Here is a 26,784-nt window from a genome sequence, read left to right as displayed (position 1 = left end):
AGTACGTCAGGCGGTGCCGATTTCCCCGCCATCATCGCGCTGGATCACCACCGTCGAGGCGCGTGGCCGCACCGTGCTGCCTGCTGGCGTGGCATCGGTAGCCCTGTCGGTGTACGGCCAGTTCTCGGGGTGCTGAATGTTCACGAACATTGTCTTGTTGTCCGGAGTGAAGGTGATCCCCGTCACTTCGCAACCATTCGGACCGACGAAGAAGCGGCGCAGGTCCACCTGGTTCTGGGCATTGACTGGGACCTGCTTGCCGCTGGCATCGACCAGGTTGGTGGGGATCACCGCCAGCAATTGGTCGTTGGTGTAGTCGGTCACGGTCGACTCACCATTGTCGGTCTCGAACCACAGCACGCCACGGCTATCGAAGCTCATGCCGTCGGGGCTTGCGAACTGGTTGAGTTCGGTCAGGCCCGAGCGGTTGATGTCAGCGGTACCTGCGGCGTTGGCGCCGAACACGAAGATGTCCCAGGTGAAGCTCAAATGATCGTCGCTGTCGTGCCAGCGGATGATATGGCCATGGCGGTTCGGGCCGCGCGGGTTGGCCGCGTCGACCTTGTCGGCGGTGCGCGCGCTGTTGTTGGTCAGGGTCAGGTAGACATCGCCATTGAGCGGGTTGACCGTGGTCCACTCCGGGCGGTCCATCGGCGTGGCGCCCACGGCATCGCCCGCGCCACGGGTGTTGAGGAGGATGCCCGGCAGGTCGCCATACAGCGCCCCCAGGGTGCTGCCGCCCGTGGTGGCGGTGGTGACGTCGAGCAGCAGCCAGACGCCGGTGCCGTCGGCATTGAAGCGCGCCACGTAGAGCTTGCCCTGGTCCATGTACTTGGCACCGGTGGCCAGGCGATTGGCCGGGGTGGCGTCGGCGGCATCCCACACGGCATCGGACACGAACTTGTACACGTATTCGTTGTTGGAGTCGTCACCCATGTACCAGACCAGCGGCTTGCCGGCCACCGGCAGGCCTGGGCAGCACCCTTCATGGCGCAAGCGTCCCAGGGCCGTGCGCTTGGTGGCCTGGGTGGAGCTGTCGTACGGGTCGATCTCGACGATGTAGCCGTAGGTGCTGGCTTCGTTGCGGTAGTCGTCGGTGGCGCTGGCGCCTTTGACGGTGACGTCGAAGCGGGCGAACTCATCGTCCACCTCGCTGGCGTCGCCCGCTGCGGTTTCCCATTTGTACTGTCCGTTGGACGTACCCACGCCGATGCGCGCCTGGTCGGCCGGGCGAGTGCCCTTGTTGACGAAGATGCCGGGCCAGTTCTCTTCACAGGTGAGGTAGGTGCCCCATGGGGTGTAGCCGTTGCCGCAATTGTTGTTGGTGCCTCGGCACTGGGTGCCGTCCGGCGAGAATTTGGTCTTCACATGGTCGGTGCCGCGCAGGGGGCCAGCGATGTCCATTTGCGAGGCGGTGGTGAAGCGGCGGTTGAGCGGGTCGTTGTCGACCACCTGCCAGCGGCCACTGACTTTCTGCAGGCGCACCACGCCAGCGCCGTGGGCGTTGATCTCCTTGCGCACCTCTTCCACTGGGCGGTTGCCGCTGCCATCGGTGGTCGGGCCGGCGGGGTGCAGGGCGGCGGTGTCGATGTATTCGAAGTTGATCGCCAGCAGGCCATCTTCGGAGCTGCCGTTGATGGGGAAGAAGTGCATGCCGTCATGGTGCATGCCCATGGCGTTGGCCTGGTCGGTCGAGGTGTTGCTGCCGTCGGACTTCCACGGATTGCCATTGCTGTTGAGCGGCGTGCCCCAGGGGGCTAGCACGTAGGCGCTGTAACCGGCGGCGACGACGCAGGCGTCGGTGCGCGAACCTGGAATGGACTGGAAGCCCAGTGCCAGTGCGGGCGGCTGCGGGTCGGTAACCGGAGGCTTGGAGGCTGCATCGTCGTCCGAGCCGCCACCACTGTCGAAGCAGCCCGTCAGGCCGGCCCCGGCGATCATGGCAATGGCCGCGCCGAGGCTGCCGCGCATCACGCTGCGACGGCTCAGGTAAGCATCCATGACGCTGGCCATCGGCAGGTTACCGCTCAGGTTGCGATCCAGGTTATCGCCGCTTTCTCGACTCATCAGGGTGTCCTTAAATTGGCTGAGTTGGAGGAAAGCGCGACTTTAGAGCGCAAGTGTGATGATTGATTGGCAGAAATGTTAAGGGGTTTTTAAAACTACCCGTTCTTACCGAGCGTTCACAAAGATCAATTTGGAATTGCTGTCGGATTTCTGCCATTAAACTGTCACGCGAACGCCGCAACATCCAGGGCCCAACAGGAACGTGGATAGGGACGGCAGGCAGCATGCACAGGCGTGAAGTAATCAGCTGGATGGGGATCGGTGCACTGGCACCGCTACTCGGCGCCTGTTCCGCACTGCCCGGCTCGCGTCGCGAGGACGCCAGCCTCGATTTGTTGTACATAGCCGATACCCTCGATGCACGCCAGCCGGGCCCGGCCGTGGTGCCGGCCACGCGGTTAGGGCCAGTCAGCCATCTGGGCCGCGCACCCTGGATGACTGGCGCCAGTGCCAGCGTCGCTCACCCGCAACTTGCACCACTGCTCGATGCCAGCCAGGCGTCAACCGCTCAGTTGGGAGGCTACGCGGTGCTGGGCGCCTTGCTTGAGCAGTTGCGCGCGCAAGCCGGTTCGGGGAATAGCCTGACCCTGGAAAACGGCCAGGGCTGGAATGGCAGTGGCCTGGCCTACCTGACCCAGGGCGAGAGCGGCCTGCAAGGCAGTCAACTGCTGGGCAGTGAGGTGCGGGTCAGCAGCGATGAGCGCGTGCTCTGGCCGCAGCGTTGCGCCGGCCTGTATCGTCAGTCTTCCTCCGTTACCCTCGGCGCCGGGCTTGCTGGCGAGCAACGCCAGGCCTTGGGGCTGGAGGCGCTGCACCTGTTCGAACGCGGCGGTGTACGCATCGCCGTGGTAGGCGTCACCGACCCCTACGCCCAGGACCAGAAAGCCTCATTGAAGCAGTGGTACCACTCGCTGAGCCCGGCCTTCGAACAGGCCCGACGCGAGGCCGACCTGGTGGTGGCCCTGGCCGATGTCGGTACCGGGCCGGGTTTGTGGCTGGCCGAGCGTGTCAAGGAAGTTGACGTCGTGTTGTGCGCCCGAGGTCAGGACCTGTGGCCCGCACCCGTGCCGGTGACCCAGGCCAGCGGTCGCCAGGTGCCGGTGCTCTTCGCCGGTTGTCGTGGCAGTGGGGCATTTCGGCTGCGTTGCCAGCAGGTAGCTGGACAATGGCAGTTCGATGCGCATTTTTTCCCTGCGTTCGCGTACCAGCTTTCACCCGCGGCGCAACGGCGCGCAGGCCAGTTGCAAAGCCAGTTGCGCCAGCAGCGCGCAGGTCATGCGGCCTGGCTTGACCAACCGTTGGCCCGCGCGCCGCAAGCGCTATGGCGCCGCGATACCCGCGCTGGCAGTTGGGACCAACTGCTGCACCAGGCCTTGGCGGATGACGGCAGCATGCCAGTGCTGTTGCCCGGTCTGCGCTACGACTACCCCGTGGCAATGGGCGATGCCATCACCCGTGAGCATCTGATCAGCCTCACCGGCAGCTATCCGGCCCCGGTGGTCGAAGCGCCAGCGCGCCAGGTCGAACACGTGCTGGAAAACGCCGCCGAGCAACTGTTCGGCGACCCATTGCTGCTGGACAACAGCCAGGACCTGCCGCGCTGGCAGGGCCAGCCATGGCGCGTCAGCTACAGCCCGCAGGGCAAGCGCATCACCGGCCTGGATCCGGTCCAGGGGGTGTGTCGCACCTTCGGCTTGCAGTTCGACGCCCAGGCCGGCGAACCACTGTGGCAGCGGGTCGAGGCCTGGCTGGCGGACCAGCCGACAGGCTGGCAGCTGGCGCCGCTTCAGTTGCCTGAAGTGCGTTATGTGCAGGGACACCCCGGCTGGCACCCACGGCAGGTGGCCTCGTGAGCCTGGGCGCCAGGCTAGTGACCGGCAGTTGCCTGACGCTGGCCGCCTGGCTCGCCGCCCAATGCCTGCTGCAACTGGGGCGCTCGCCGCAACCGGCCAGCCCGCCTGCCGCCGGCGACACACCGCTGCCTGGGCTGATGGTCGGTCACTGGTCGGCGTCAGGCAACGACGGTGCCATCGCCATCACGCGTCTGCCGCTGCAGTACCTCGGTGGCCTCAAGGCCCAGCCACTGTCCGCCAGTGTGGTGGTGCTGCGCTTCGGCCAGCAGGTGCGCACGCTCGGGCGAGGCCAGCGCCTGGCGCCGGGGATCGTGTTGCAGGACATCGACGCCGATGGCCTGATTTTCGACAACCAGGGGCGGCGTGAACGCCTGCCCTGGCCGCCACGCTCCGCCGTGGCCGGCTTCAAGCGGCAAGGATGAAAGATGCTCGTTAGATACTGCGTTGCCGCGACCATGAGCCTGGCGCTGACGCTTGCGTGGGCCGAGGAACCCGAGGTGTTCGAGGAGGATGGCACACCGCGGTATGAGGTGAATTTCGTCGATACCGAATTGGGCGAGTTCATCGACAGCGTGTCGCGTATCACCGGCACTACCTTCATCGTCGATCCACGGGTCAAGGGCAAGGTCACGGTCCGCACCGTCGACCGTCACGATGCCGATGCCATCTACGATATCTTCCTGGCGCAGTTGCGCGCACAGGGGTACGCCGCCGTCGACCTGCCCAATGGCAGTGTGAAGATCGTACCCGACCAGGCTGCGCGCCTGGAGCCGGTGCCGGTGGAGTCCGCCGGCCAACCAGGTGAAGGCAGCGATGGCGTGGCCACGCGGGTATTCAATGTACGCAACGCCGCCAGCGAGCAGATGCTCGGCATCCTCAAGCCGCTGATCGACCCTCGGGTCGGGGTCATTACGCCTTATCCGGCGGCTAACCTGCTGGTGGTCACGGACTGGCGCAGCAATCTAGAACGCATCGACAGCCTGCTACGTCAGCTCGACCAGGTCAGCGACGAACCGTTGCAGGTCATGCCCCTGCAGCATGCCAGCGCTACCGACACCGCGCCGTTGCTGACTCGTCTGTTGGCCCGGGAGCAGGGCGGCGACAGTACCCAAGTGGTCGCCGACCCTCGCAGCAATGCGCTTCTGGTACGCGGCAGCACAGACCGTGTGCGTGCCCTTCTCAAGCAGCTCGACCGCCCCAGTGACAACCAGCACAGCAGCAATACCCAGGTGATCTACCTGCGCCATGCCAACGCCGGCGAGGTGGTGAAGGTGTTGCGCGGGCTGAGTCAGGACGGCGCGGTGCCCGGCGAAGGCGAAGAGGAGGGCAAGGACAAGCGCTTGGCTCCGGCCAACGACCTGGGCATCCGCCTGGAGTACGAAGAAGGTACCAACGCGGTGGTGATGGTGGGGCCCGACAGCGCGTTGGCGGCCTATCGCACGATCGTCGAGCAGTTGGACATCCGTCGCGCCCAGGTGGTCGTCGAGGCGATCATCGCCGAGGTTTCCGACAGCCGCGCCCAGGAACTGGGTGTGCAATGGCTGTTCGCGGATGAAAAGTTCGGCGCCGGTATCGTCAACTTCGGCAGCAACGGGGTGAACATTGCCAACATTGCCGGCGCGGCGGCCAGTGGCGACAACGAGGCACTTGGCGATCTGCTGTCGGCCACCACGGGGGCCACGGCGGGCATCGGCCATATCGGCGGTGGCTTCAATTTCGCCATGCTCATCAACGCCCTCAAAGGCAAGAGCGGCTTCAACCTGCTGTCTACACCGACCCTGCTGACCCTGGACAACGCCGAAGCGTCGATCCTGGTCGGTCAGGAAGTGCCGTTCGTCACCGGCTCCGTCACCCAGAACAACGCCAACCCCTACCAGACCATCGAGCGCAAGGAAGTCGGGGTGAAGCTGCGGATCAAACCGCAGATCAACATCGACAACAGCGTGCGCCTGGATATCGTCCAGGAGGTTTCGTCCATCGCCGACTCCACCACCGCCAGCGATGTGATCACCAACAAGCGTGAGATCAAGACCAAGGTGATGGTCGAGGACAACGGCCTGGTGATCCTGGGCGGCCTGATCAGCGATGAGCTGAGCACCAGTGACCAACGCGTGCCATTTCTGGGGGACATCCCGGGCCTTGGCCGGTTGTTCCGCTCCGATGCCAGCAAGAACACCAAGCAGAACCTGATGGTGTTCATCCGCCCGCGCATCCTGCGCGACGGCCCCAGCCTGGCTGGCTTGAGCGAAGACAAATACCGCACCTTGCAGCAGACCACGCCGCTGAACCTGCCCGGCCTTGCCGGCGCTCAGAGCGCTACGCCGTTGATGCAGGCGTTCCCCGCCAGCCGGGCACGCCTCGAAGGCGGTGACTGGTGATGCTGCCCTACCGCCTGGCGCGTCACGCGGGGCTCGCCATCGCGCCTGCCGAAAGTGGCTGGCAACTCTGGCTGCGCCACGGGGCCGACAGCTGCCAGTTGCAGGAACTGCTGCGCGTCCACGGCCAGCCCAGTGCACTCCAATACCTGGCGCCAGATGCTTTCGATGCGCGCCTTGGCCAGCTGTACCAGGCGGGCGAAGGGGCCAACGAAGCATTGATAGAAGGCATAGGCGAGCAGGTCGACCTGGACAGCCTGATCAGCGACATGCCGCGCATCGAGGACTTGCTCGAAAGTGACGACGAAGCCCCGGTCATTCGCCTGATCAACGGGCTGTTCGGCCAGGCCTTGCGCCTGCGCGCTTCGGACATCCACATCGAAACCTTCGAGCAGAGCCTGGTGGTGCGCCTGCGGGTCGATGGCCACTTGCGCGAGGTGCTGCGCCCACCTCGGGCGCTGTCAGCGATGCTGGTATCGCGGATCAAGGTCATGGCGCGCCTGGACATCGCCGAGAAGCGCCAGCCGCAGGACGGGCGCATCACCTTGCGCGCTGCTGGGCGTGAAGTGGATGTGCGTGTCTCGACCCTGCCTGGCATCCATGGCGAGCGGGTGGTGATGCGTGTACTCGACAAGCAGGCCAGCCTGCTGGCGCTGGACAACCTGGGTATGCCGGCCGCCGTGCTGCAAGGCCTGCGCGCCTGTCTGGCGCGGCCCAATGGCATCGTGCTGTCCACCGGGCCGACCGGTTCAGGCAAGACCACCACCCTGTATGCCAGCCTCAATGGCCTCAACGATGGCAGCCGCAATATCCTTACCGTCGAGGACCCGGTGGAGTACGCCATTACCGGCATCGGCCAGACCGCTATCAACCCACGAGCCGGGCTGACCTTCGCCAATGGCCTTCGGGCCATCCTGCGTCAGGATCCGGACGTGATCATGCTGGGGGAAATCCGCGACCAGGAAACCGCGCAGATCGCCGTTCAGGCCAGCCTCACCGGCCACTTGGTGCTGTCGACCCTGCACACCAACAGTGCGGTAGGTGCCGTGACGCGCTTGCGCGACATGGGCATCGAGCCGTTCCTGATCGCTTCATGCCTGCGTGGCGTGTTGGCCCAGCGCCTGGTGCGCCGGCTATGCCATTGTGCGGTGGCGCATCCTCTGCAAGTGGCCGAACGCGAGATGTGGCCGGAACTGGCGACGCTGGGCAACAGCTACCACCCGGTAGGCTGTGCGGATTGCCAGGGTAGCGGCTATGTCGGACGCATTGGCCTGTACGAGTTCGTCGAACTGGATGCAGGCCTGATCGGCTTGTTGTATGACGGTGCCAGTGAAGTCGCCATGCACGATTACCTCGCCCCACGACGCCAGAGCCTGCTGGCCATGGCCAGCGATTGCCTGGCAAGCGGCCAGACTAGCCTGGCCGAAGTGCTGCGCGTGGTGCAGGGCTGAGCCATGCCGACCTACCGCTACCACGCCGTCGATCTAACCGGCAAAACCCACAAGGCTAGCCTGCAAGCCGACAGTGAGCGCCATGCCCGCCAGCTACTGCGCGAGCAAGGGCTGTTCGCCCGTCGATTGTCCGGTGCCAAGGGCGGGGGGCGCACGTCTCGTCGACAGCGGCTGAGCCGTGCGCAGTTGTGTGAGCTGACCCGTCAACTGGCCACGCTCACAGGCGCTGGTATCCCGTTGGTCGATGCCCTGGCCACGCTTGAGCGCCAACTGCGCGAACCGCAGTTGCACAGCGTGCTGGTGGCCTTGCGAGGCTCGCTGGCCGAGGGCCTGGGGTTGGCTCGCAGCCTTGCCCGTCAAGGGGCGCCATTCTCTGGGCTTTATTGTGCGCTGGTCGAGGCCGGCGAGCGTTCCGGGCGCCTGGCCCAGGTGCTCACACGTCTGGCAGATCATCTGGAGCAAGTCCAAAGGCAACAGCACAAGGCGCGCACCGCGCTGATCTACCCCGTCGTGCTGATGGGCGTGTCGCTGGCGGTGGTGGTCGGGCTCATGACGTTCGTGGTGCCCAAACTCACCGAGCAGTTCGCCCATGCCGGGCAAGGCCTGCCCCTGATCACCTCGCTGTTGATCGGGCTGAGCCAGGGCTTGGTGCAGGCCGGTCCCTGGTTGCTGGCATTGGCACTGCTGCTCACGGGTCTTTCTGGCTGGCTGCTGCGCAAGCCGTACTGGTGCCTGCGCCGCGATGAGCTGCTGCTGCGCCTGCCGCGCATCGGCACCCTGCTGCAGGTGCTGGAAAGCGCGCGGCTGGCGCGCAGCCTGGCGATTCTCAGCGGCAGTGGCGTGGCATTGCTCGAAGCCTTGCAGGTGGCCACCGAAACCGTCGGCAACCGGCGTATCCGCCTGGCCATGGAGCAGGTGCGCCTGCAAGTGCAGGGCGGTACCAGCCTGCATCGCGCCCTGGACGCCAGTCAGCAATTCCCGCCGCTGCTGGTGAACATGGTGGGCAGCGGCGAAGCCAGCGGCACCCTGTCCGACATGCTCGAACGCGTGGCCGACGACCAGGAGCGGGGCTTCGCCCGCCAGGTGGATACGGCCATGGCGCTTTTCGAACCCCTGATGATTCTGGTGATGGGCGCGGTGGTGCTGTTCATCGTGCTGGCGGTCCTGCTGCCGATCATGCAACTGAACCAGGGCCTGCAACTGTGAACACAAGGAGTACCGACATGCAGCAACGACGCACCCGCCAGAGCGGTTTCACCCTGATGGAAATCATGGTGGTGATCTTCATCATCGGCCTGTTGATCGCCGTGGTCGCGCCCAGCGTACTGGGCAACCAGGACAAGGCCATGCGCCAGAAGGTCATGGCCGACCTGGCCACCCTGGAACAGGCCCTGGACATGTATCGCCTGGACAACCTGCGCTTTCCCAGCAACGAGCAGGGCTTGGCCGCTCTGGTGAAAAAGCCTGCGCAGGAGCCGCTGCCACGGGCCTGGCGCAGCGATGGTTACGTGCGTCGCTTACCGCAGGACCCTTGGGGCACGCCTTACCAGTACCGCATGCCGGGCGAGCATGGTCGGGTCGATGTGTATTCGCTGGGGGCCGACGGCATGGCCGGCGGTGAAGGGCAGGATGCCGACCTGGGCAACTGGGAGCTGTAGCCCATGACGGACCAGCGCGGTTTCAGCTTGCTTGAGCTGCTGGTGGTACTGGCCATCGCCGGGTTGATGACCGGGCTTGCCGTCGCCTCACTCGAGAGCGGTGGGGCGAATGTCGACCAGGCGTTGCAGCGCCTGGCCGTCGAGACCCGCGCACAGGCTGCGTTGGCACGCCACACCGGACAACTGCGCGGGTTGCGCTGGACCGGCCAGCATCCACAGTTCGTCCGCAGGGAGGGGGCACGTTGGGTCGTCGAACCGGTCACCTTCGACCCTTGGCCCAAGGGCTTGCGCCCTGACTGGCCGGCCAGCGCGCAACCTCGCGTGCTGTTCACGGCCCAAGGCTGGGCGCAGCCGGGCAGTGTGCGCTGGCATTGGGCCGAGGGCAGCCAGCGCTGGGACTGGAGCCGCGATGGCCGTTTGCGGGTAGCGGCGGCGCCATGAAGCACAGGCAACAGGGCTTCACCTTGCTGGAAGTCACCGTCGCCCTGGCGATTGCCGCCGTGCTGGCGGTCATCACCAGCCAGGTCTTGCGCCAGCGCCTGGCCGTTCAGGATAGCGTGCAACACCACCGCCTCGGGCTGCTCTGCGCGCGGGAGCTGCAAGCGCGCTTCACCGTCGAGCAGTTTTGGCCGACCGTTAACCAGGTTGGCGGCGTGCTGAGCCAGGGCGGGCAAGCCTGTCATTGGCAATTGCAGTTGCGTGGCACCGGTGTGCGCGACTTGCGCCGGGGTGAGTTGCAGCTTTACGCCGACCGCGACCAGCGCCTTGCGCTGGGCCAGTTCAGCGTATTTCTGGAGCGCCCCTGATGCCCGCGATCAGCTGTTCTGTAGGCGCTGGCTTGGCGGAGATCAGGCTATGAAAGCGACCATGGGAGTGACCCAATGAAGCGGCGCCAGGCGGGCCTGACCCTGATCGAACTGTTGGTCGCACTGGCCCTGACCGCGCTACTGGGCGTCATGCTTTCGGCGCTGGTCAATGGCTGGCTGAAGGTGCGCGAACGGCTGCAGTCGACGACCCAGGAAACCAGTGTGCTGGACTTTTGCCTGGCCCTGGAGCGGCGTTTCGACAGCCCGGTGCTGCGCCGTGTCCATGAACAACGCCTGCCACTGGCCAGCCGGTGGCTCGATTGGCAGCCCGACCGCCAGCAACTGCTGTGGGTGGCTGCTGCCGCCATACCAGAAGCCGAAGGGGGTTCACGGCTTCAGCGCCAGCGTCTGCGTTTCGATGTCCGCCAACAGCGCGTGTTACTGGAAAGCTCTGCCGACCTGTACGCCGCTGGCGCGCCCCATTGGGTATTGCGTGAGCAACTGGAGCGGGTCAGCGCGATGAACATTCTTTACCACCAGGGTGGCCGCTGGCTGGCCTGGCCTTCCGATCAACCGGCGCACCCAGGTCGCGGCGTGCGCTTGGAACTGCAGCGTGATGGAGCACCCTATGTCTGCACCTTCGTTCTCCCTTGGGGGCGGTCATGATGCTTGAGTGGCGTCGACGGACAGCGAATCGGCCCCGCTTGTTGCTGCGGCCGGGCATCGTCTGGGACTGGATGCTGATCGACACGAGGGGCGCGACAACAGAAGGGGTAGGTAAGCCGCCGGTGCAGGAGGATGTTCAGGTTGTGCTGATCATCCCCGCGCAGCATTGCAGCCAGTTCCAAGTGGCGGCACCGCCGCGGCTCAAGCGCGAGGAGTGGCCGATGCTTCTGGAAGATCGCTTGCTTGAGCACCCGGAGGATGTCGTGTGCGCGCGCCTCTGCGCCCCACCCGGGCAACTGCAGTTGTTGGTGGTGGCGCGCCAGGCCCTGGCGGGCTGGCGCGAGCAGTGTGCCGAGTGGGGGCTGCAGGCCGAGCACTGTTGGGCCGAGTTCCAGTTGATGCCGATGCCTGAACCAGGTGCTGCCTGGCAGTGGCGAAGATCGTCGGGCCTGACGCTGTTCAAGGGCATGACGGCCGAGGCGAACGAGCTGTGGCTGGCCTGGCCCGATGGACTGGGCGAGCTGCCAGAACACCCTTGGTCAAGCCTGCGCAGACAATTCATGGAAGGCCCATGGCCGACGCCCTTGGCGTCGCTGGCGCAATTGCCTCGTGTGTTCGAGCAGCGCGGTGGGGCATGCAAGTTGCCTGGCGTGTCGCGGCAACAGCGCGGTCTGCTGGTCGCCTGCCTGCTGTTGGCGTGTACGTGGGGCGGGGTGTGCCTGACCCAGCAGTGGCACCAAGCCCAGGTCTGGCGTGCCGAGGTGGCGGCGGTTGCCGGCGAGCATGCCAGCCCTCGCCAGGCTGCCCAGGCGCTCAAGCGCCTGCGGGAAGGCCAGGTACAGCAGCAGCTGCGCTTACGCCAGCTCGACGAGCTGCAAGCACGTCTGCAGGGTTGGCTGCGTGAGCACCCCCAGTGGCGGCTGCAAGCGGTGCGCTTCGACGGCCAGCGTTGGCACCTGCGCCTGGAGGGTGACGGCGTTGCGCCGCCCTGGCGTGAAATGGCCGAGACGGCCGGTGCGCGTGTCGAGGTTCAAGGCGGGACGCCGGCGCTGCAGTGGCAAGTGACCTTCGACCTGGGGGATGCGGTATGAACCTGTACGGGTTGCAGCGCAAGCGGGGCGTGCTCGCAGGGTGCCTGATCGGGCTGCTGGTGGCGGTGCTGGTTACCCGTGAAGGGCTGAGCCTTTGGCGTGAGCTGGGGCAATGGCGCGAACTGGCGCAAACGGCTGGCCGTTTGCCTGGAGGGCCGGCGTTGAGCCTTGAGCGTTTGCATCAGTCGGCCCTGGTGGCGCGCATCGACATCAGCCAGGTCGAGCCGCAAGGCGAGCGCTGGCAGGTGCGCGGCCAGGTCGCAGATGCGCAGCATCTTCAGGGCTGGTTGCAGACACTCCAGGCAGAGGGCGTGCAGCCGCTGCAGTGGGGGCTGGAGCAGGACGCCGGGCGCTTGCGGTTCGACCTGTTGGTGCAGCCATGAGCCGACGCGGATTGTTGTGGATGGCACTGGTGTTCGGGCTGACCGTGCTGGTGGAATTACCCGCCAGTTGGGTGGCGCGCGCCTCGGGGGCCGCGCTTGGCGGCGTCAGCGGAACGCTGTGGCACGGACAGGCGCAACATTGGGGGGCGGTCGGTCCGTTGCGATGGACCTTGCAACCATGGCGTCTGGTAGCAATCGGCGAGCTGGGTTACCAAGGCCAGGCCTGGCAGTTACGTGCCGAAGGTTGGCCATGGCGCTGGCGCTTGCAGGTGCAGGCGACAGGTGCGCAAGCGACTGCGCAGGCGGACTATCGCCTGGCGGGGCAATGGCAAGGCACGCTGACGGCGCAAGGCTCGGGGCTGAACTGCCAGGGTTCGGCTGGGCGCCTGCAGGCAGTGGATGTGGCGGTGAGCGCACCCTGGTCATTGGCGTTGGGGCAAGGCTCGATCGAGCTGGATTGCCGGGCGGGCTGGCATCTGCTGGGACACCTGGCGCTGCAGGGGCAGCACCAGGTGAACCTGGATGCCGACCTGATGCAGCGAACGGCGCAGGTCCGATTCCAGATGCAGCCCGATGCCGCCTTGACGCCCGTGCTGCGTGGCGCGCAATGGATGGAGGCACAGGCGACTTCAGGTCAGCGTCGCTTGAGGTGGTAGGCGGGCAGGGCGACGACGCCCCACCCGCCCGGTCCAGTCAGTCACGCTTGCCCTGTACGCTCGATGCCCACGCCTGGTTGCGGTTGTAGCCGCTGGTGCGCAGCAAGCCCAGGTCGAGCGCATTCTCGCCATCGGCCGCCCCCTTGCCTTTGGTCAGCTGGGCCACGGCGGTACCCAGGTCGACTGGCGAGTTGGAGGCGTCGATCGACACGTCACGGCGATAATCGCTGCCGCTCAGGGTTTCACGGGTTACGGCTTGGGCACGCAGTGCGACATCGCCTTTGGCCGACTGCAACCGCGCGCCCATCAACTGCGCTTCGCCTGCGACGTTCAGGTCGATACCTTCGCTGCCTTTGAGCGCTGTCGGGTGAGCGACGCTGTCACGCTGCGCGTGGGTGAGGTCGAGACTGAAGGTTGGCGAGAAGCCGGGTTCCGCCTTGCTCAAGGCCGGGCCGGCTTTCTTCGCGACGTTCCCTCCCAATGGCCCGGCCAGCGAACTGGCGGCATTGACGTAGCCCTGCGGGTTCTTTTCCTGGCTCAATCGCGCATCGGCATTGATTGTCAGGGTATCGACGCGGTCCTTGAGACTGGCCAGCTTCAGGTCACCGCCGACATCGCCGGTGATGCGCTCGGCTTCCAGGCTGGTGCCTTCCAGCTGTGTGTCGCCGAGGCTTGCCAGGCTGATGTGCCCGGCGCGCAGGGTATTGGCGTTCCAGGTCTGGTTGTCGCGCTTGTCCAGGTCGACCTTGACGCGGCCATGCAGGCCGCGGGTATCGGTCGCGCCCGTGGCCATGCTGAAACCGGCACCTGCAGTGATGTCCAGGTTGTTGCGGCGCTCGATATCCTTCGACGCTTCGATCCGCAGGCCGCCGTTGCTTGCGTTCAGCGCAATCTGTTCGGCGGAAACCTGCAGCCCTTGCAAGTGCGCAGCGAGGTTGTCGCGGGCGCGGCTGGTCACGCTCAGTTTTCCGCCGCTGGCGATCTGCGCATCGACCGCCTGGCTGGCGTTCTCGTCCACCCTGCCGTTGCTGAAGTGGCCACCGAGGGCGCCGCTCTGGGTAGCGCCCGTCTTGGCCGCCAGTTCCATGCCGCCGCCCAGGTTGGCGCCACTGGCCTGTTGGGTATCGCTGGCGGCCTTGACCTGCAAACGGCCGCCGCTGTCCAGATAGGTATCGCCTACCTTGGCGGTGCGATCGCCGATGCGGGTGCCTTCGAGCAACAGGTCGCCCGCGCTGCTCAGGCGTACTTCGCCTTTGGCATCGACCTGTGCGACCTGTGCCTTGGTTTGCTCGCTGTTTTTCTGGACGTGGTCGAGGTAGCCGCGGGTCTCGCCTCCGGTGCTGTCCGGGCGGTTGCCGCCCTTGGCCCAGGCGTTGCCATCAAGCTGGCGCGACGACTGTTTGCTGTGGTTGGTCGCCTGGGTCAGGGCCAGGTCGCCGCCACTGCGAACGAGGACATGGCCGTCACCGCCATCGAAGCGTGTGCCTTCGTAGCGGCCGTCGCTACCCAACTGTACCTGGATGCCTTGTTGGCCATAGAGGCTGCCGGGCACCGCTGTGTTGGCGACTTCCAGCTTGTCCAGTGAACCGCCTTTGCCAGAGGCACGCATGTTCAGGTCGCTGCCGGTGGTGCTGTCCACGCGCAGGTCGCCGCCATAGGCCAGCCGCTGCACAGTGGTCTGCTGAGTGTTTTCGGCTGCCCGCAGGTGATGCCGGTCGGCGTCGATCTGCAAGGCGCCGGCGTTGGCTCGCCACGCGGTGCCTTGGTCTTCGATGATGTCAGCCTTGCTGGTCACCGCGCTGCCGGACAACTCGCTGACCTGGGCATAGCCACGGCGCTGGTTTTCCAGGCGCTTGATGTGCTCCAGCGTCAGGTCGGCACCCACGCTGGGCGCTGCCATGGCATCTTCGGGCGAAGCTTGCTGGAAGCGCTGAGCCTCCTCGCCCAGTATCAGGCGCTCGATCGGGCGGGTGAGATCACGGTACTCCACGCTGGCCCCCAGGCTGCCACGCCAGTTGTCGGTGACTTCCTCACGCTGTTCGATGTTTTCCGGGGCGCGGTTGTCGATGTGCGTGGCGACGACCTGCAGGGTTTTACCGGCCTCGACGCGTGCCGCTTCGTTGGCCAGTTCGCCCGTGTCGATCTTCACGTCGCCGCTGGCCTGGAGTTCGCTGCGTTGCACTTTGCTGTCGAGCGCGGTGACCGTGTGGGTGTCGTGGTGGCCATCGAACGCACTGCCGAGCCGGTCGATGCCGCCGGTCACGGTCAGGCCGCCACCGCTCTGCTGAGTACGGGTGGTTTCTTGCGTGTCGTTACGTGTGACGCCCAGGGTCAACTGTTTGCCGTGCAGGCCTAGGTCACCCGCGCTGGCCTGAACCTTCGAACCATTGACCTGCAGATGAGCGCCGCTGTCGAGGGTTACCGAGGCGCCCTTGAGTTCGCTGGCAACCTGGCGGGTCTCGACGCGTTCACCGGTCGTCGTGGCGACTTCATAGCCCACGCTGGCCGCGTACTGGCGCGATTCAGGCTTGCCGTCCTGGGCCGCATGGGTTTGCCTGGCATCGGCGCTGAAGCTGCGCTGCTGGGACGAGGTTTGGATGAGGTCCCGGGACTGTGCACTGTCGACCAGCAGGTCGCCCTTTGCTTCGACTTGCAGGTGCTTGCCGGCCTCCACCCTGGCGCCCCGCACACGCAATGCGTCGGCGCTGGCCAGGCGCAGGTTGGTGGTGGACGACACGTCACTGATCAACACCTGGGCTCTTTGCGTTTTGCTCTCGTGCTTGTTGCCGAGCAGACCGAACAACTTGCTGCTGCTATCGCGCTGGGTGGACGTGCTGCTGCCCTGATCGGCTTCGATGGCCAGGTGACCTTTTTCGCTGTAGAGCACGGCATCGCCCTCGGCCATGACACGGCTGCCCTTGAGGCTGACTTGATCGGCGACCACCTGCATGGCGCCGTCGCTGGTGATGCTGCTGCCGACCACGGTCTGGCCTTGGCTTTCCTTGCCTTTGCGGTCGCCGAAGAAGGTGCCGGATACCAGATCGCCCCGGTAATTGCGCTGAGTGCCCTGTTCTTTCAAGGCTGTGGTCCGCACCTCGACGGTCCTTGCCTTGATGGTCTGGTCGCCGCCGCTGTGCAGGGTGCTGCCGTTGACCCTGAGGGTATCGGCAACCTTGACCGTCATGCGTCCGGCATCGAGGGCGCTGGCATTGGCCTTCTCGGCGAGTAGGTCCGAGTCACGGTCTCCGCGCCACAGGTCCTTGCGATGGCGCACCTTTTCCTGGATACGCAGGCTGTCGATACCGGCTTCGATGTTCAGATTGCCGCCACTGTTCAGCTCAAGGTCGCTGGGGGTGCTGAGGTTGGCCGCCACCATTTGCATGTCGTCCCCGGACTGCAAGGCCATGCCGTCGCGACCGTGCAGGGTTGTGCCGTGCTGCGCCTTGTTGGTGGTGGTGCGCTCACGGTTGTAGGTTTCCCGGGTGACGAACAGGAACTTCTTGTTCCACTTGTCGCGATTTCGCTCGATGGTTTCCCGGGTTTCGGCATCCAGGGTCAGCTTCTTGTCGGCCTTGAGCTCGACGCGCCTGGCGTGGCCGTCGACGGCGCTCAGGCTCAGGTCGTCGGCAGCGCTGAGCGTCAGCGCGCCTTGTTCGCTGCGCAGCTTGGCATGATTTTCGGCATCGCCCTTCACCTGCAACCCGCCAGCGGAGCGGATGTCGATACCCTCGCGGCCTTCGACCTCCATCGCCCCCATGCGCACTCCAGCGCCCTCGGCGGTACTCACCACACGAATGCGTCCGGCACGCATGGCGCCGAACAGGCTGGCGTCGATGGTCGAGGGCAGCGCAGGCAGGTGCTCGACGATCTGGCCACTGCCGTGGTCGATCCGATGGCGGCCTACGGTGATGTTCAGATCCTGCTTGGCCTGCAGCAGCCCCGTGCTGTTCAGGCGGGGTGCGATCAGGTCGAGCGCGCCTTCGCTGTTGCTCTGCCCACCTTCGAGCACCTGCAAGCTGCCGCTGGCACTGAGCGTGTCGAGGTACTGGAGTTGCTCGGCTTGCATCTCGGGCGTGCCGACCACGAAGCCTGCACGGGTGGTGTTGATGAAATTGCCGCCGTTGAGGGTGATGCCGTTGGGGTTGGCCAGAATGTAATCGGCCGGGCGGCCGAAGATTTCCTGCGGCCCTTCGATCAACGATGCGTTGCGGCTGACGACCTCGTTGAGAATGGTGGAGGCTGCCTGCCCCTGGAACTGCGGATTGGCGGCCAGGGCACCGGCCAGCTGCGACTGGCCGGCTTGCAAGGCGTTGTTGAGCACTAAACCGGGTCTACCCACGTTGTAGTCGAGAAACTGGTTGTGCGACAGGCCATTGGCGTTGGGGGCGACGATGTCGATGACCGGAACGCCGTGGCCGCTGTTGATCACGGGTGTGCCGCCTGGGCCTGGTGCCGCTTGCAGGCCACCTTGGGCCATAGCGGTGCCGGGGCTCAGCACGGCGAGGAAAATGGCCCAGCGCAAGGTATCGGGACGGGGGGATTTCAACGGCGAGAGTGTTTGCATGTTCTCGTTCTCTTTTTGTGGGTGAATCAGATGTTCAGGGACCACTCCAGCACCCAGAAGCCGCGCTCCAGACCGGAACGGGGCAAATCGCTGGCATACAGGGCATGTTGGTAGTCCAGGCGCAGGCGGCTGCTGGGCAGGCTCAGTTCCATGCCCACCGCTGCTCCCGCCAGGCGGTGCCTGGGGGAATCCCCGGCAAGCTGCACCCAGCCAAGGTCCAGGCCGAGGTAGGGGCGCACCTGCACCGGCCCGGTCCAGTCCATTGGCAGCACCTGGCTCAGGGTGTTGCGCCACAGGGCCGCATTGGCGCCGGCGTGGGTGGCCTGGCGGAATCCGCGCACGGCCGAGTCATCGCTGAGCAGGCGTTGTTCGACGGCGGGTAGCACGTCGTCGCTCCATTGCAGGGCCAGCTCGCTGTGCCAGCGCCATGGCCGGTGCGCGGGGCCTTGGCGCAAATGGAACAGGCTGGCGCTGTACTTGCGAAAATCCGGGCGAGGCGCATCGGCGCGCAGAGCCGATCGGTCCGCGCCGAACCAGTCCACGCCTTGGCTCATGCCCAGGTAGGCGTTCCACAAGCCATGGTCGAGCCAGAGCAGGTTGACGCCCGCTTCGAGCGTCGTGAGGGTGGGGCTCTGGAAGGCCAGTACCGCGTTGTTGCTCCGGTTGATCAGCTGCTTGCGGTTCAGTCGGCCGCTGACACTGAGCATGCCGCGCTGGTCGCGCCAGAGCGTGCGCTCGAGGTTCAGCCCTTGATAGCTGCTGCGACCACTGGTGGTGTGCGGACTATGGGGAATGGGCGCGCCATAGCGCAGTTCGCTGGCGTTGAGGGCGAAGGTCCATGGACCGTAGGGAATGCTGTAGTGCAGGTTGATGCCCTGGCTCTGGCCCGGCGCATCGACGACGGTCGAGACCCGTGACAGGCGCAGGTCGTCATTCAGGCCCAGCGGGCTGTCCAGGCCAAGGCTTAGGCTCAGGCGGTGGCGGCCGGTGAGCGCGCTGCCGCGGTTGTCGAAGTGGCTGTCCAGATGCCAGCGTGAAGCCACTTTGTGCGGCACGACGTGTACGCGGGTCCCACCGGGAATCTGACCAGGCAATAGGTCGATACCCAGTTCGTAGGCACGCAAGCGGTTGAGTTGGTCCAGCCCTTGTTCCAGATCGGGAAGGTACAGGGGGCGCCCCAGGACGTCTGGAAATGCGCCGCGCAGCGACAGTGGCAGTTCGGCCCCGGCGAATTCGATGGACTCGACGAAGCCTTCGATGACGACGATGGCGAGCGGTTCGCCATCGTGGGGGGCTTGTTGCAGGTAAGCGCGACTGGTGGGGTAGCCGGCCTGGACATAGAGCTGGGTGATGGCTTTGAGCAACCGGTTGATGCTGGCGATGCCCATGCATGCGGGGACCAGTGGTCGTACCGTGGTTTCCAGCAGTTGCGGCGCCAGTAGCTGGCTGCCGGCCAGCCGTACGCCGGAGGTTTTCCAGCAGTGGCCGTCACTCGGCTGGTCGGGGGAGGTGACTTCGGTGCTGTCAGGCGTCCAGGGGCGTTGCCAGCGTTGCAGACGTTGCTGGTGTTCCAGCTGTCGCAACGCGCGCTGCTGATCGCGCAGTTGCTGGCTGGCGGGGTCGTCGGCCAGGGCCTGGGCCATGGTCAGTGCGCCGGCGATCAGCCAGGCAAAGATGAGGATGAGAAAGTGGCGTGATGGGTACTGCATCGAACAACCCCGCAAGGTCAGTACCGTTCAGGTACCGGTATGCGGGGATTCTAAAAATGCAGCGCAGGGCCTGGATGCGATCCCGTGCCTAGGCGGGCGTAGGCACGGAGTGGAAATACCGTGCGAAGCTTCCTACAGCTCAAATTGAAATGTAGGACCTTAGGGGCGAATCTCGATCAGTGTTCCGTCCTTGACCAGGTCCCAGACTTCGCGCATGTCGTTGTTGCGCATGGCGATGCAGCCATCGGTCCAGTCCAGGGTGTGGAAGTACCACTCCGGGTACTCGTCGTTGATCGGCGTGCCATGGATCATGATCATGCTGCCGGCACTGATGCCCTCGCGGGTGGCGCGGGCGGCGTCGCTGATGTTGGGGTAGGAGATGTGCATGGCCAGGTTGAAGCGGTCGCTTTGCTTGCGCCAGTCGAGCCAGTACAGCCCCTCGGGGGTCTTCTTGTCCCCTTCGCGTTCCTTGGGGCCCTTGGGCTGCTTGCCCAGCGAAATGCGGTAGGTCTTGAGCGGTTCGCCACGGCTGATCAGCTGCAGGCGGCGCTCGGACTTGATCACCAGCACCTTGTCGATCAGCGGTTGCATGGCGGTCTGGGAGGGCGAAGGCGCCTGCGCGGGCGGTTGCGGCTTGCGGATGATGACCTCGGTGTAGGCCGCCTGGGTCACCGACGTAATGCAAAGGCAGAAAAGGGCGAACAACCAGCGCATGAAGCGGTATCCCTGAAAACTTAAGTGGTAGACGTGACGTTCATCGGTGGCAGGTATTCATGGCCAACGGGGAAGGCCTGCCCGATGCGGTCGCGATAATAGCATTCTAGTGTGCGAGTGACGGTGCGGAAAGCCAGCTCGTCCCACGGGATCTCGTCTTCTTCGAACAGTCGCACTTCAAGGCTCTCTATGCCCACATCGAAGTCGAGGTCGAGCAGTTCGGCGCGGAAGAACACATGCACCTGGTTGATGTGCGGCAGGTCGAACAATTGGTAGAGACTCATCGAACCGACCTGGGCACAGGCTTCCTCGACGGTTTCGCGACGGGCGGCCTGGTCGAGGGTCTCGCCGTTCTCCATGAAGCCGCCGGGCAAGGTCCAGAAGCCACGGCGCGGTTCAATGGCGCGCCGGCATAGTAGCACCTGGCTACCCCAGGTAGGCAGTACACCGGCGACGATGTTGGGGTTCTGGTAATGAATGGTCTGGCAATGTTCGCAGACATACCGCTGGCGGCTGTCGCCATCGGGTACCCGCTGAATGACCGGTTGGCCGCACGCGCTGCAGAATTTCATGCTGTTCTTCCCTTGTGATCGACCTATCTTGGCGCGCCAGGCGGGGTGCTCGCAAGCTCACGGGGCTTGGGTGCTTCGCGGCTTTGGTGCATCATGCTCGAAGGCCTTGGAAACGAGAGTGCGCAATGCTGGACGAGCTTCTTCGCCGAATGAGCAACCATGAACCTGCATCATTGGAAACCGACCGACGGTTCCCAGAAGCGGCGGTGCTTTTGCCCATTACCCGTAGCGAAGAACCCGAGCTGGTCCTGACCTTGCGTGCCAAGGGGTTGTCGACCCACGGTGGCGAAGTCGCCTTCCCTGGCGGGCGTCGCGACCCGGATGACCCTGACCTGGTGTTCACCGCGTTGCGTGAGGCCGAAGAAGAAATCGGCCTGCCGCCTGGGCTGGTCGAGGTGATTGGACCGCTCAGTCCGCTGATCTCGTTGCATGGCCTGAAAGTAACGCCATTCGTCGGTTTGATCCCGGATTACGTCGAATACCGCGCCAATGATGCCGAGATCGCGGCAGTATTCACCGTGCCGCTGGCTTTCTTCCGCCAGGACCCTCGCGACCATACCCATCGCATCGATTACCAGGGCCGAAGCTGGTACGTGCCCAGCTACCGCTACGGCGAGTACAAGATCTGGGGATTGTCCGCGATCATGATCGTCGAGCTGGTCAACCTGTTGTTCGATGCCGGTATCAGCTTGCATGAGCCCCCCGAGCGCTACATCGAAAACTGAGCGGGATACACCCGCCATCTGCCTTGAGCCATGAGGAGCCAACATGAAATACCGCCTCGGCGACCTGCGGGTCGAGAGTCATCCCACCAGCTGGGCTGCGCCCAATGCCACGCTGATCGGCAAAGTGCGTCTGCAGGCCCGTGCCAGCGTATGGTTTGGCGCGGTGCTTCGGGGCGATAACGAGTTGATCGACATTGGCGAGGACAGCAATGTCCAGGACGGCACCGTGATGCACACTGACAAGGGCATTCCGTTGAGCCTGGGCAAGGGTGTGACTGTCGGGCACAACGCGATGCTGCACGGCTGCACGGTCGGCGATTACAGCCTGGTCGGTATCAATGCGGTGATTCTCAATGGGGCACGCATCGGCAAGCATTGCATCATCGGCGCCAATGCGCTGATACCCGAAGGCAAGGAAATTCCCGACGGTTCGTTGGTGATGGGCTCGCCGGGCAAGGTGGTACGTGAGCTCACCGAGCAGCAGAAGCGCATGCTCGAAGCCAGCGCTGCCCACTATGTACACAATGCCGAGCGTTATGCGCGGGAGCTGGTGATCGACGATGAGTGAAGTGGTAGCGACCGAGCGCCCGGTTGCCTCGCCGTGCGTGAGCATCTGTGCGTTGGATGAACAGGATATCTGCACCGGCTGCCAGCGCACCGTGGCGGAAATTGGCCGTTGGGGGCGCATGAGCAATGACGAGCGCCGGGCGGTGTTGAAGCTTTGCCATGAGCGGGCGGTGGCTTCTGGCCTGATCATGGGGCAGTGATGGGGTGTTGCCTTTGAAGGGGCGGCGTGCCTGTGGCAGCGGGTTTACCCGCGAAGAAGGCGGCGCTAATCTGTCAGGCTTGCCCTAAGATCTCCCCCACCATGTTCTATCTCATCGCCTACATCAGCAGCGTAGTGCTGATCAACTACGCCTTCTCCAGTGCACCGCACCTGGACGTTATCTGGTCCGCCTGGGGTGGGCTGGTATTCATCCTGCGCGACATGGTGCAGACCCGTTTCGGCCACGGCGCCCTGGTTGCCATGCTGGTGGCGCTGGTGCTGTCGTACGTCACGTCGGAACCGGCCATCGCGTTGGCCAGCGCCACCGCGTTCTTCGTCTCCGAACTGATCGACTGGCTGGTGTTCAGCATCACTCGCAGGCCGCTGCGTGATCGACTTTGGTTGAGCTCGGCGCTGAGCATCCCGGTCGATACCTTCATCTTCTTCGGCATGATCGGGGCAATGACCCCAGTGGTCATCGGTACCGCGATGGCTTCCAAGTTTGCCGGAGTCACCGCGGTGTGGCTGGCCATGGCATTTCGTGCCCGACGGGCCGCCGTGGCTGGTTGATGGTGTAGAATAGCGGTCCTTTTTTCAGCGGGCAGCGCACAGCCTGGCGCGGCCCCGGACGCCTTCGAGGACCTGAAATGACCCGTATCGGAACCCCATTGTCGCCCACCGCGACCCGAGTACTGCTCTGCGGCTGCGGCGAGTTGGGCAAGGAAGTGGTGATCGAGCTGCAGCGCCTGGGCGTCGAAGTGATCGCCGTGGACCGTTATGCCAATGCACCGGCCATGCAGGTGGCGCACCGCAGCCACGTGGTCAACATGCTCGACGGCGTTGCCCTGCGTGCGGTGATCGAGGCCGAGAAGCCGCACTACATCGTTCCGGAGATCGAAGCCATCGCCACCGCGACCCTGGTCGAGCTGGAAAACGAAGGTTTCAATGTGGTGCCCACCGCCCGCGCCACGCAGCTGACCATGAACCGTGAAGGCATCCGCCGCCTGGCCGCCGAAGAGCTCGACCTGCCGACCTCGCCCTACCATTTCGCCGATACCTTCGAAGACTACGCCAAGGCCGTCGCCGACTTGGGCTACCCTTGCGTGGTCAAGCCGGTCATGAGCTCGTCGGGCAAGGGCCAAAGCCTGCTGCGTAGCGATGCCGACCTGCAGAAGGCCTGGGATTACGCCCAGGAAGGCGGACGTGCCGGCAAGGGCCGGGTCATTATTGAAGGCTTCATCGACTTTGATTACGAAATCACCCTGCTGACCGTGCGCCACGTCGGTGGCACCACTTACCTCGAACCGGTGGGGCATCGTCAGGAGAAGGGTGACTACCAGGAATCCTGGCAGCCTCAGGTGATGAGCCCGAAGGCGCTGGCCGAGTCGCAGCGTGTGGCCAAGGCCGTCACCGATGCACTGGGCGGCCGCGGCCTGTTCGGCGTTGAGCTGTTCGTCAAAGGCGACCAGGTGTGGTTCAGCGAAGTGTCGCCACGCCCGCACGACACTGGCCTGGTGACCCTGATTTCCCAGGACCTTTCGCAGTTCGCCCTGCATGCCCGCGCCATCCTGGGCCTGCCGATTCCGGTGGTGCGTCAGTTTGGCCCGTCGGCCTCGGCGGTGATCCTGCCTGAAGGGAAGTCGCAGCAGACCAGCTTCGCCAACCTAGACGCCGCGCTGAGCGAGCCAGACACCGCGATCCGCCTGTTCGGCAAGCCGGAAATCAACGGCCAGCGCCGCATGGGCGTATGCCTGGCGCGTGACGAGTCGATCGAAGCGGCCCGTGCCAAGGCGACCCGCGCTGCGCAGGCGGTTCAGGTCGAGTTCTGATCCTGAAGGGGCCGCTCTGCGGCCCATCGCCAGCTAGCCGGCTCCTACAGGTACAGCCTTGACGTGTAGGCGCTGGCTTGCCGGCGATCAGGCTGTGAAGGCCGTGATGTTCAAAGCGCAGTATCGCGTGTCTCTTTCAGGCACAGCACGGCAATCAAGCTGATCACCGCCGCCACCGACACGTACCCACCCACCCAGCTCAACCCGCCCATGCTCACTAGTTTCTGGGCGAAGAACGGTGCCGCCGAGGCGCCAACGATACCGCCCAGGTTGTACGCCGCCGACGCGCCGGTGTAACGCACGTGAGTCGGGAACAGCTCTGGCAGCAATGCGCCCATCGGGGCGAACGTCACGCCCATCAGGAACAGCTCGATGGCCAGGAACAACGCCACGCCGGTGGTCGAGCCCGAGGTCAGCAGCGGTTCCATGGCAAAGCCCGACGCCACCGCCAGCAGGCCGCCGACGATCAGTACCGGTTTGCGCCCGTAACGGTCGCTGAGCCAGGCCGAAAGCGGCGTGGCCAGGGCCATGAAGACCACGGCGAAGCACAGCATGCCAAGGAAGCTCTCGCGGCTGTAGCCCAGGGTCGAAACGCCGTAGCTGAGCGAGAACACCGTGGAGATGTAGAACAGCGCATAGCACACCACCATGGCCGCGGCGCCCAGCAGGGTTGGCAACCAGTACCTGGCGAACAGATCCACCACTGGCATCTTGACCCGCTCATGACGGGCGACGGCCTTGGCGAACACTGGGCTTTCCTCCAGCTTCAGGCGTACATACAGGCCGACCAGCACCAGTGCAGCGCTAAGCAGGAAGGGAATGCGCCAACCCCAGTCACGGAATTGCTCGTCGCTGAGCACCAGCGCCAGTGTCAGGAACAAGCCATTGGCCGCGAGAAAACCGATCGAAGGGCCCAGTTGCGGGAACATGCCGAACCAGGCGCGTTTGCCCTCTGGTGCGTTCTCGGTGGCCAGCAGTGCTGCGCCACCCCATTCCCCGCCCAGGCCAAGGCCCTGGCCAAAGCGCAGCAGGCACAGCAGGATCGGGGCCCAGACGCCGATGCTGTCATAGCCCGGCAGTACGCCAATCAGTGTCGTGGACACGCCCATCAGCAGCAGCGAGGCCACCAGGGTCGACTTGCGTCCGATGCGGTCACCGAAGTGGCCGAACAGTGCCGAACCCAGCGGGCGGGCGAGGAACGCGATACCGAAGGTCAGAAACGCCGCCAGCATCTGTGCGGTGCCGGAGCCGGACGGGAAGAACACCGGGCCGATCACCAGCGCGGCGGCGGTGGCGTAGACATAGAAATCGTAGAACTCGATGGCGGTGCCAATGAAACTGGCGGTGGCGACCCGAGCCGGGGAATTGACCGGGGCGGCTGGCGCTTCGGCGTAAGTGCTGCTGGTTGTCATTAAGTAGGTCCCTAACAGTCTGGTCTTGCTCCATGGGCTTGGCCCACGATCGCGCGCACTCGAAACGACAGGCAGGCACGGTCTCGCGGACGCCGGAAGCGTATTGTTGTGATCGCTCGACTGACGGCAGCCCAAGGGGGATAGGGGCGGGAGCGGGCACTGTTCGGGGTGTTGAAGCAGGACCGCGGGGCGTGTCAGTGAAGCGGACTGGCCGTATGGCGCCGGGTGCGGGTAGCAGGCGTGACGGCGGGGCTGGGTAAGCGTGACCCGAGTATAGCTATCGGGTCACGGTCCACACCAGTACCTTGCTGGCGCAATTGTCCTCTGTTTCGAGGATCTCCAGGCGATAGCGGCCGATCTTCAGGCAAACGGCGCTTTCCGGAATGCTTTCCAGGGCTTCGGTCACCAGCCCGTTGAGGGTCTTCGGGCCGCCGTCGCAGGGTAGGTGCCAGCCCAGGCTGCGGTTGATTTCTCGCAACGAGGCCGCGCCTTCGATGACGAACCGACCATCGGCCTGGGGGTGTACGTGGGGGTTGTCCAGGCTGTGTTCGTCCTCGAATTCGCCGACGATCTCTTCGAGAATGTCTTCGAGGGTGACGATGCCCAGCACTTCACCATACTCGTCCACCACCACGCCCAGGCGTCGTTGCTGCTTGTGGAAGTTCAGCAATTGCAGCTGCAGCGGCGTGCTTTCTGGAACGAAGTACGGCTCGTAGCAGGCGCTGTGCAGTTTCTCCAGGGTCAGTTCGGCCTTGGGTAGCAGGTGGCTGATCAGCTTGGTGTTGAGGATGGCCTCAACCTGGTTGATATCGCTGTGGTAGACCGGCAGGCGGGTGTGACGGCTGACGATCAGTTGTTCGATGATGCGTTCGATCGGGTCGTCGAGGTTGATGCCGTCCACCTCGTTGCGCGGCACCAGAATGTCGTTGACAGTGATCTTGTCCAGCGATTGCAGGCCATCGAGCAAGCCGTGGGATGTTTCCGGCAGTTCGTCCTCATCGAAGTCCTGGCTTTCCTGAGGGTGGAGGGCCACGGCGGTGGGTTGCACACGGAATGGGCGCAGGATGAGTTTGGCGCAACCATCGAGCAGCAAGGCGAGCGGCTGCAGCAAGGTGAGCGGGAGCTTGAGCAGGCTGGTACCGAGGGTGGCAAAGGCTTGTGGGTTGCGTCTGGCGAGCCGCCGGGGCAGGAATTCGGCGAACACCAGCAGTGCCGCGGACGCTGCCAGGCCGGCCAACCAGAAACCGTGCTCGCCGTTGTAGCGTTGGCCCATCAGGCACGCCAAGCCCAGCACCAGCAACTTGCCCAGGCTGGCGCACAGCACCAGGGCTTGGCCCGGCAGGGCGGAATGGCCATCATCGCCCTGGCGCAGCGTGCCGTTGAGCAGCACGCGGGCGGTCTCCACGGCGGTGAACAGCGCCGACCACAGTAGCGCCAGTGCCAAGGTGCCGAGTAGCGGGGCGTACGGCAGGGAGTCCATGGGCAGT

At 64.9% G+C, this 26,784-nt stretch carries 23 protein-coding genes and 1 pseudogene; 17 read left to right on the top strand and 7 right to left on the bottom strand.

Annotated elements, in window-relative coordinates:
- Positions 1–6 precede the first annotated feature (6 nt).
- A complete protein-coding gene (locus H620_RS0100530) occupies positions 7–2,067 on the bottom strand; it encodes a PhoX family protein (protein WP_027906562.1) in 2,061 nt (686 codons plus the stop codon).
- A gap of 224 nt (positions 2,068–2,291) precedes the next feature.
- On the opposite strand from H620_RS0100530, the gene H620_RS0100525 reads away from it, so the two are divergent.
- The 12 genes from H620_RS0100525 to gspN all read left to right on the top strand — a co-directional run bounded on the left by H620_RS0100525 (position 2,292) and on the right by gspN (position 13,006).
- Positions 2,292–3,920, top strand: a complete 1,629-nt coding sequence (locus H620_RS0100525) for a bifunctional UDP-sugar hydrolase/5'-nucleotidase (RefSeq protein ID WP_027906561.1) — start codon at positions 2,292–2,294, stop codon at positions 3,918–3,920.
- Positions 3,917–4,342 (top strand): type II secretion protein C, encoded by a 426-nt coding sequence (locus H620_RS0100520; RefSeq protein WP_023382065.1) that lies wholly within the window; start codon positions 3,917–3,919, stop codon positions 4,340–4,342. The genes H620_RS0100525 and H620_RS0100520 overlap by 4 nt, the downstream gene beginning before the upstream one ends.
- A 3-nt stretch (positions 4,343–4,345) precedes the next feature.
- Entirely contained in the window at positions 4,346–6,298 is a 1,953-nt protein-coding gene (gene gspD / locus H620_RS0100515) for a type II secretion system secretin GspD (protein ID WP_027906560.1), read from the top strand.
- Complete coding sequence (locus tag H620_RS0100510) at positions 6,298–7,746, top strand: GspE/PulE family protein (protein WP_027906559.1); 1,449 nt, start codon at positions 6,298–6,300, stop codon at positions 7,744–7,746. Before gspD ends, H620_RS0100510 begins: the two co-directional genes overlap by 1 nt.
- 3 nt (positions 7,747–7,749) lie before the next feature.
- Positions 7,750–8,952, top strand: coding sequence for a type II secretion system inner membrane protein GspF (gene gspF, locus H620_RS0100505; RefSeq protein ID WP_023382062.1), 1,203 nt, complete (start codon positions 7,750–7,752; stop codon positions 8,950–8,952).
- A gap of 17 nt (positions 8,953–8,969) precedes the next feature.
- The gene (gene gspG, locus H620_RS0100500; RefSeq protein WP_023382061.1) at positions 8,970–9,404 is read left to right on the top strand and encodes a type II secretion system major pseudopilin GspG; all 435 of its coding nucleotides are present in this window, start codon (positions 8,970–8,972) and stop codon (positions 9,402–9,404) included.
- A 3-nt stretch (positions 9,405–9,407) separates the two neighbouring features.
- Positions 9,408–9,845, top strand: coding sequence for a type II secretion system minor pseudopilin GspH (gspH, locus tag H620_RS0100495; protein WP_023382060.1), 438 nt, complete (start codon positions 9,408–9,410; stop codon positions 9,843–9,845).
- Complete coding sequence (locus H620_RS0100490; RefSeq protein WP_023382059.1) at positions 9,842–10,210, top strand: type II secretion system protein GspI; 369 nt, start codon at positions 9,842–9,844, stop codon at positions 10,208–10,210. Before gspH ends, H620_RS0100490 begins: the two co-directional genes overlap by 4 nt.
- Before the next feature lie 75 nt (positions 10,211–10,285).
- On the top strand, positions 10,286–10,876 hold the full coding sequence (locus tag H620_RS0100485; RefSeq protein ID WP_027906558.1) for a prepilin-type N-terminal cleavage/methylation domain-containing protein: 591 nt from the start codon (positions 10,286–10,288) through the stop codon (positions 10,874–10,876).
- Positions 10,873–11,967, top strand: a complete 1,095-nt coding sequence (locus H620_RS0100480) for a GspL/Epsl periplasmic domain-containing protein (protein WP_027906557.1) — start codon at positions 10,873–10,875, stop codon at positions 11,965–11,967. The genes H620_RS0100485 and H620_RS0100480 overlap by 4 nt, the downstream gene beginning before the upstream one ends.
- On the top strand, positions 11,964–12,350 hold the full coding sequence (gene gspM / locus H620_RS0100475) for a type II secretion system protein GspM (RefSeq protein WP_027906556.1): 387 nt from the start codon (positions 11,964–11,966) through the stop codon (positions 12,348–12,350). The genes H620_RS0100480 and gspM overlap by 4 nt, the downstream gene beginning before the upstream one ends.
- The gene (gene gspN, locus H620_RS0100470) at positions 12,347–13,006 is read left to right on the top strand and encodes a type II secretion system protein N (RefSeq protein ID WP_027906555.1); all 660 of its coding nucleotides are present in this window, start codon (positions 12,347–12,349) and stop codon (positions 13,004–13,006) included. Before gspM ends, gspN begins: the two co-directional genes overlap by 4 nt.
- A 37-nt stretch (positions 13,007–13,043) precedes the next feature.
- Here the strand turns inward: gspN and H620_RS0100465 are convergent, their stop codons facing one another.
- The 4 genes and pseudogenes from H620_RS0100465 to H620_RS0100450 form a co-directional block, all read right to left on the bottom strand.
- Positions 13,044–17,570, bottom strand: coding sequence for a hemagglutinin repeat-containing protein (locus H620_RS0100465; RefSeq protein WP_027906554.1), 4,527 nt, complete (start codon positions 17,568–17,570; stop codon positions 13,044–13,046).
- Between the two features lie 26 nt (positions 17,571–17,596).
- Positions 17,597–19,279, bottom strand: coding sequence for a ShlB/FhaC/HecB family hemolysin secretion/activation protein (locus H620_RS0100460; protein WP_023382053.1), 1,683 nt, complete (start codon positions 19,277–19,279; stop codon positions 17,597–17,599).
- 159 nt (positions 19,280–19,438) lie between these two features.
- Positions 19,439–19,858: pseudogene (locus H620_RS0100455) on the bottom strand (L,D-transpeptidase family protein); the annotation flags it as partial.
- Between the two features lie 155 nt (positions 19,859–20,013).
- Positions 20,014–20,565 carry an NUDIX hydrolase gene (locus H620_RS0100450; RefSeq protein WP_027906552.1) on the bottom strand — a complete coding sequence of 184 codons (552 nt, stop codon included), beginning with the start codon at positions 20,563–20,565 and terminating at the stop codon, positions 20,014–20,016.
- A gap of 125 nt (positions 20,566–20,690) precedes the next feature.
- Between H620_RS0100450 and H620_RS0100445 the strand changes: the two genes are divergently transcribed.
- From H620_RS0100445 to purT, 5 genes are all read left to right on the top strand, one after another.
- Positions 20,691–21,290 (top strand): CoA pyrophosphatase, encoded by a 600-nt coding sequence (locus H620_RS0100445; protein ID WP_023382050.1) that lies wholly within the window; start codon positions 20,691–20,693, stop codon positions 21,288–21,290.
- 43 nt (positions 21,291–21,333) lie between these two features.
- Positions 21,334–21,858 carry a gamma carbonic anhydrase family protein gene (locus H620_RS0100440; RefSeq protein ID WP_023382049.1) on the top strand — a complete coding sequence of 175 codons (525 nt, stop codon included), beginning with the start codon at positions 21,334–21,336 and terminating at the stop codon, positions 21,856–21,858.
- Positions 21,851–22,057 carry a DUF1289 domain-containing protein gene (locus tag H620_RS0100435; RefSeq protein ID WP_023382048.1) on the top strand — a complete coding sequence of 69 codons (207 nt, stop codon included), beginning with the start codon at positions 21,851–21,853 and terminating at the stop codon, positions 22,055–22,057. The genes H620_RS0100440 and H620_RS0100435 overlap by 8 nt, the downstream gene beginning before the upstream one ends.
- Positions 22,058–22,158: 101 nt before the next feature.
- A complete protein-coding gene (locus H620_RS0100430; RefSeq protein WP_023382047.1) occupies positions 22,159–22,626 on the top strand; it encodes a 7-cyano-7-deazaguanine/7-aminomethyl-7-deazaguanine transporter in 468 nt (155 codons plus the stop codon).
- Positions 22,627–22,703: 77 nt separating this feature from the next.
- Complete coding sequence (gene purT, locus H620_RS0100425) at positions 22,704–23,885, top strand: formate-dependent phosphoribosylglycinamide formyltransferase (RefSeq protein WP_023382046.1); 1,182 nt, start codon at positions 22,704–22,706, stop codon at positions 23,883–23,885.
- Between the two features lie 110 nt (positions 23,886–23,995).
- Here purT and H620_RS0100420 read toward each other — a convergent pair whose 3' ends face one another.
- The gene (locus H620_RS0100420) at positions 23,996–25,297 is read right to left on the bottom strand and encodes an MFS transporter (RefSeq protein ID WP_023382045.1); all 1,302 of its coding nucleotides are present in this window, start codon (positions 25,295–25,297) and stop codon (positions 23,996–23,998) included.
- Positions 25,298–25,574: 277 nt separating this feature from the next.
- On the bottom strand, positions 25,575–26,777 hold the full coding sequence (locus H620_RS0100415; protein ID WP_023382044.1) for a transporter associated domain-containing protein: 1,203 nt from the start codon (positions 26,775–26,777) through the stop codon (positions 25,575–25,577).
- Positions 26,778–26,784: the final 7 nt, after the last annotated feature.

The sequence above is a fragment of the Pseudomonas taiwanensis DSM 21245 genome (assembly GCF_000425785.1).
Classification (GTDB): domain Bacteria; phylum Pseudomonadota; class Gammaproteobacteria; order Pseudomonadales; family Pseudomonadaceae; genus Aquipseudomonas; species Aquipseudomonas taiwanensis.
This window is presented reverse-complemented; position numbering and strand designations above follow the sequence as displayed.

Coding starts and splice junctions, on each gene's coding strand:
- H620_RS0100435 (WP_023382048.1), top strand. CDS start 21,851: ATGAGTGAAGTGGTAGCGACCGAGCGCCCGGTTGCCTCGCCGTGCGTG.
- gspN (WP_027906555.1), top strand. CDS start 12,347: ATGAGCCGACGCGGATTGTTGTGGATGGCACTGGTGTTCGGGCTGACC.
- H620_RS0100465 (WP_027906554.1), bottom strand. CDS start 17,570: ATGCAAACACTCTCGCCGTTGAAATCCCCCCGTCCCGATACCTTGCGC.
- H620_RS0100415 (WP_023382044.1), bottom strand. CDS start 26,777: ATGGACTCCCTGCCGTACGCCCCGCTACTCGGCACCTTGGCACTGGCG.
- H620_RS0100450 (WP_027906552.1), bottom strand. CDS start 20,565: ATGAAATTCTGCAGCGCGTGCGGCCAACCGGTCATTCAGCGGGTACCC.
- gspD (WP_027906560.1), top strand. CDS start 4,346: ATGCTCGTTAGATACTGCGTTGCCGCGACCATGAGCCTGGCGCTGACG.
- gspH (WP_023382060.1), top strand. CDS start 9,408: ATGACGGACCAGCGCGGTTTCAGCTTGCTTGAGCTGCTGGTGGTACTG.
- H620_RS0100430 (WP_023382047.1), top strand. CDS start 22,159: ATGTTCTATCTCATCGCCTACATCAGCAGCGTAGTGCTGATCAACTAC.
- H620_RS0100460 (WP_023382053.1), bottom strand. CDS start 19,279: ATGCAGTACCCATCACGCCACTTTCTCATCCTCATCTTTGCCTGGCTG.
- H620_RS0100440 (WP_023382049.1), top strand. CDS start 21,334: ATGAAATACCGCCTCGGCGACCTGCGGGTCGAGAGTCATCCCACCAGC.
- H620_RS0100445 (WP_023382050.1), top strand. CDS start 20,691: ATGCTGGACGAGCTTCTTCGCCGAATGAGCAACCATGAACCTGCATCA.
- H620_RS0100420 (WP_023382045.1), bottom strand. CDS start 25,297: ATGACAACCAGCAGCACTTACGCCGAAGCGCCAGCCGCCCCGGTCAAT.
- gspG (WP_023382061.1), top strand. CDS start 8,970: ATGCAGCAACGACGCACCCGCCAGAGCGGTTTCACCCTGATGGAAATC.
- H620_RS0100490 (WP_023382059.1), top strand. CDS start 9,842: ATGAAGCACAGGCAACAGGGCTTCACCTTGCTGGAAGTCACCGTCGCC.
- purT (WP_023382046.1), top strand. CDS start 22,704: ATGACCCGTATCGGAACCCCATTGTCGCCCACCGCGACCCGAGTACTG.
- H620_RS0100510 (WP_027906559.1), top strand. CDS start 6,298: ATGCTGCCCTACCGCCTGGCGCGTCACGCGGGGCTCGCCATCGCGCCT.
- H620_RS0100525 (WP_027906561.1), top strand. CDS start 2,292: ATGCACAGGCGTGAAGTAATCAGCTGGATGGGGATCGGTGCACTGGCA.
- H620_RS0100485 (WP_027906558.1), top strand. CDS start 10,286: ATGAAGCGGCGCCAGGCGGGCCTGACCCTGATCGAACTGTTGGTCGCA.
- H620_RS0100480 (WP_027906557.1), top strand. CDS start 10,873: ATGATGCTTGAGTGGCGTCGACGGACAGCGAATCGGCCCCGCTTGTTG.
- H620_RS0100530 (WP_027906562.1), bottom strand. CDS start 2,067: ATGAGTCGAGAAAGCGGCGATAACCTGGATCGCAACCTGAGCGGTAAC.
- gspF (WP_023382062.1), top strand. CDS start 7,750: ATGCCGACCTACCGCTACCACGCCGTCGATCTAACCGGCAAAACCCAC.
- gspM (WP_027906556.1), top strand. CDS start 11,964: ATGAACCTGTACGGGTTGCAGCGCAAGCGGGGCGTGCTCGCAGGGTGC.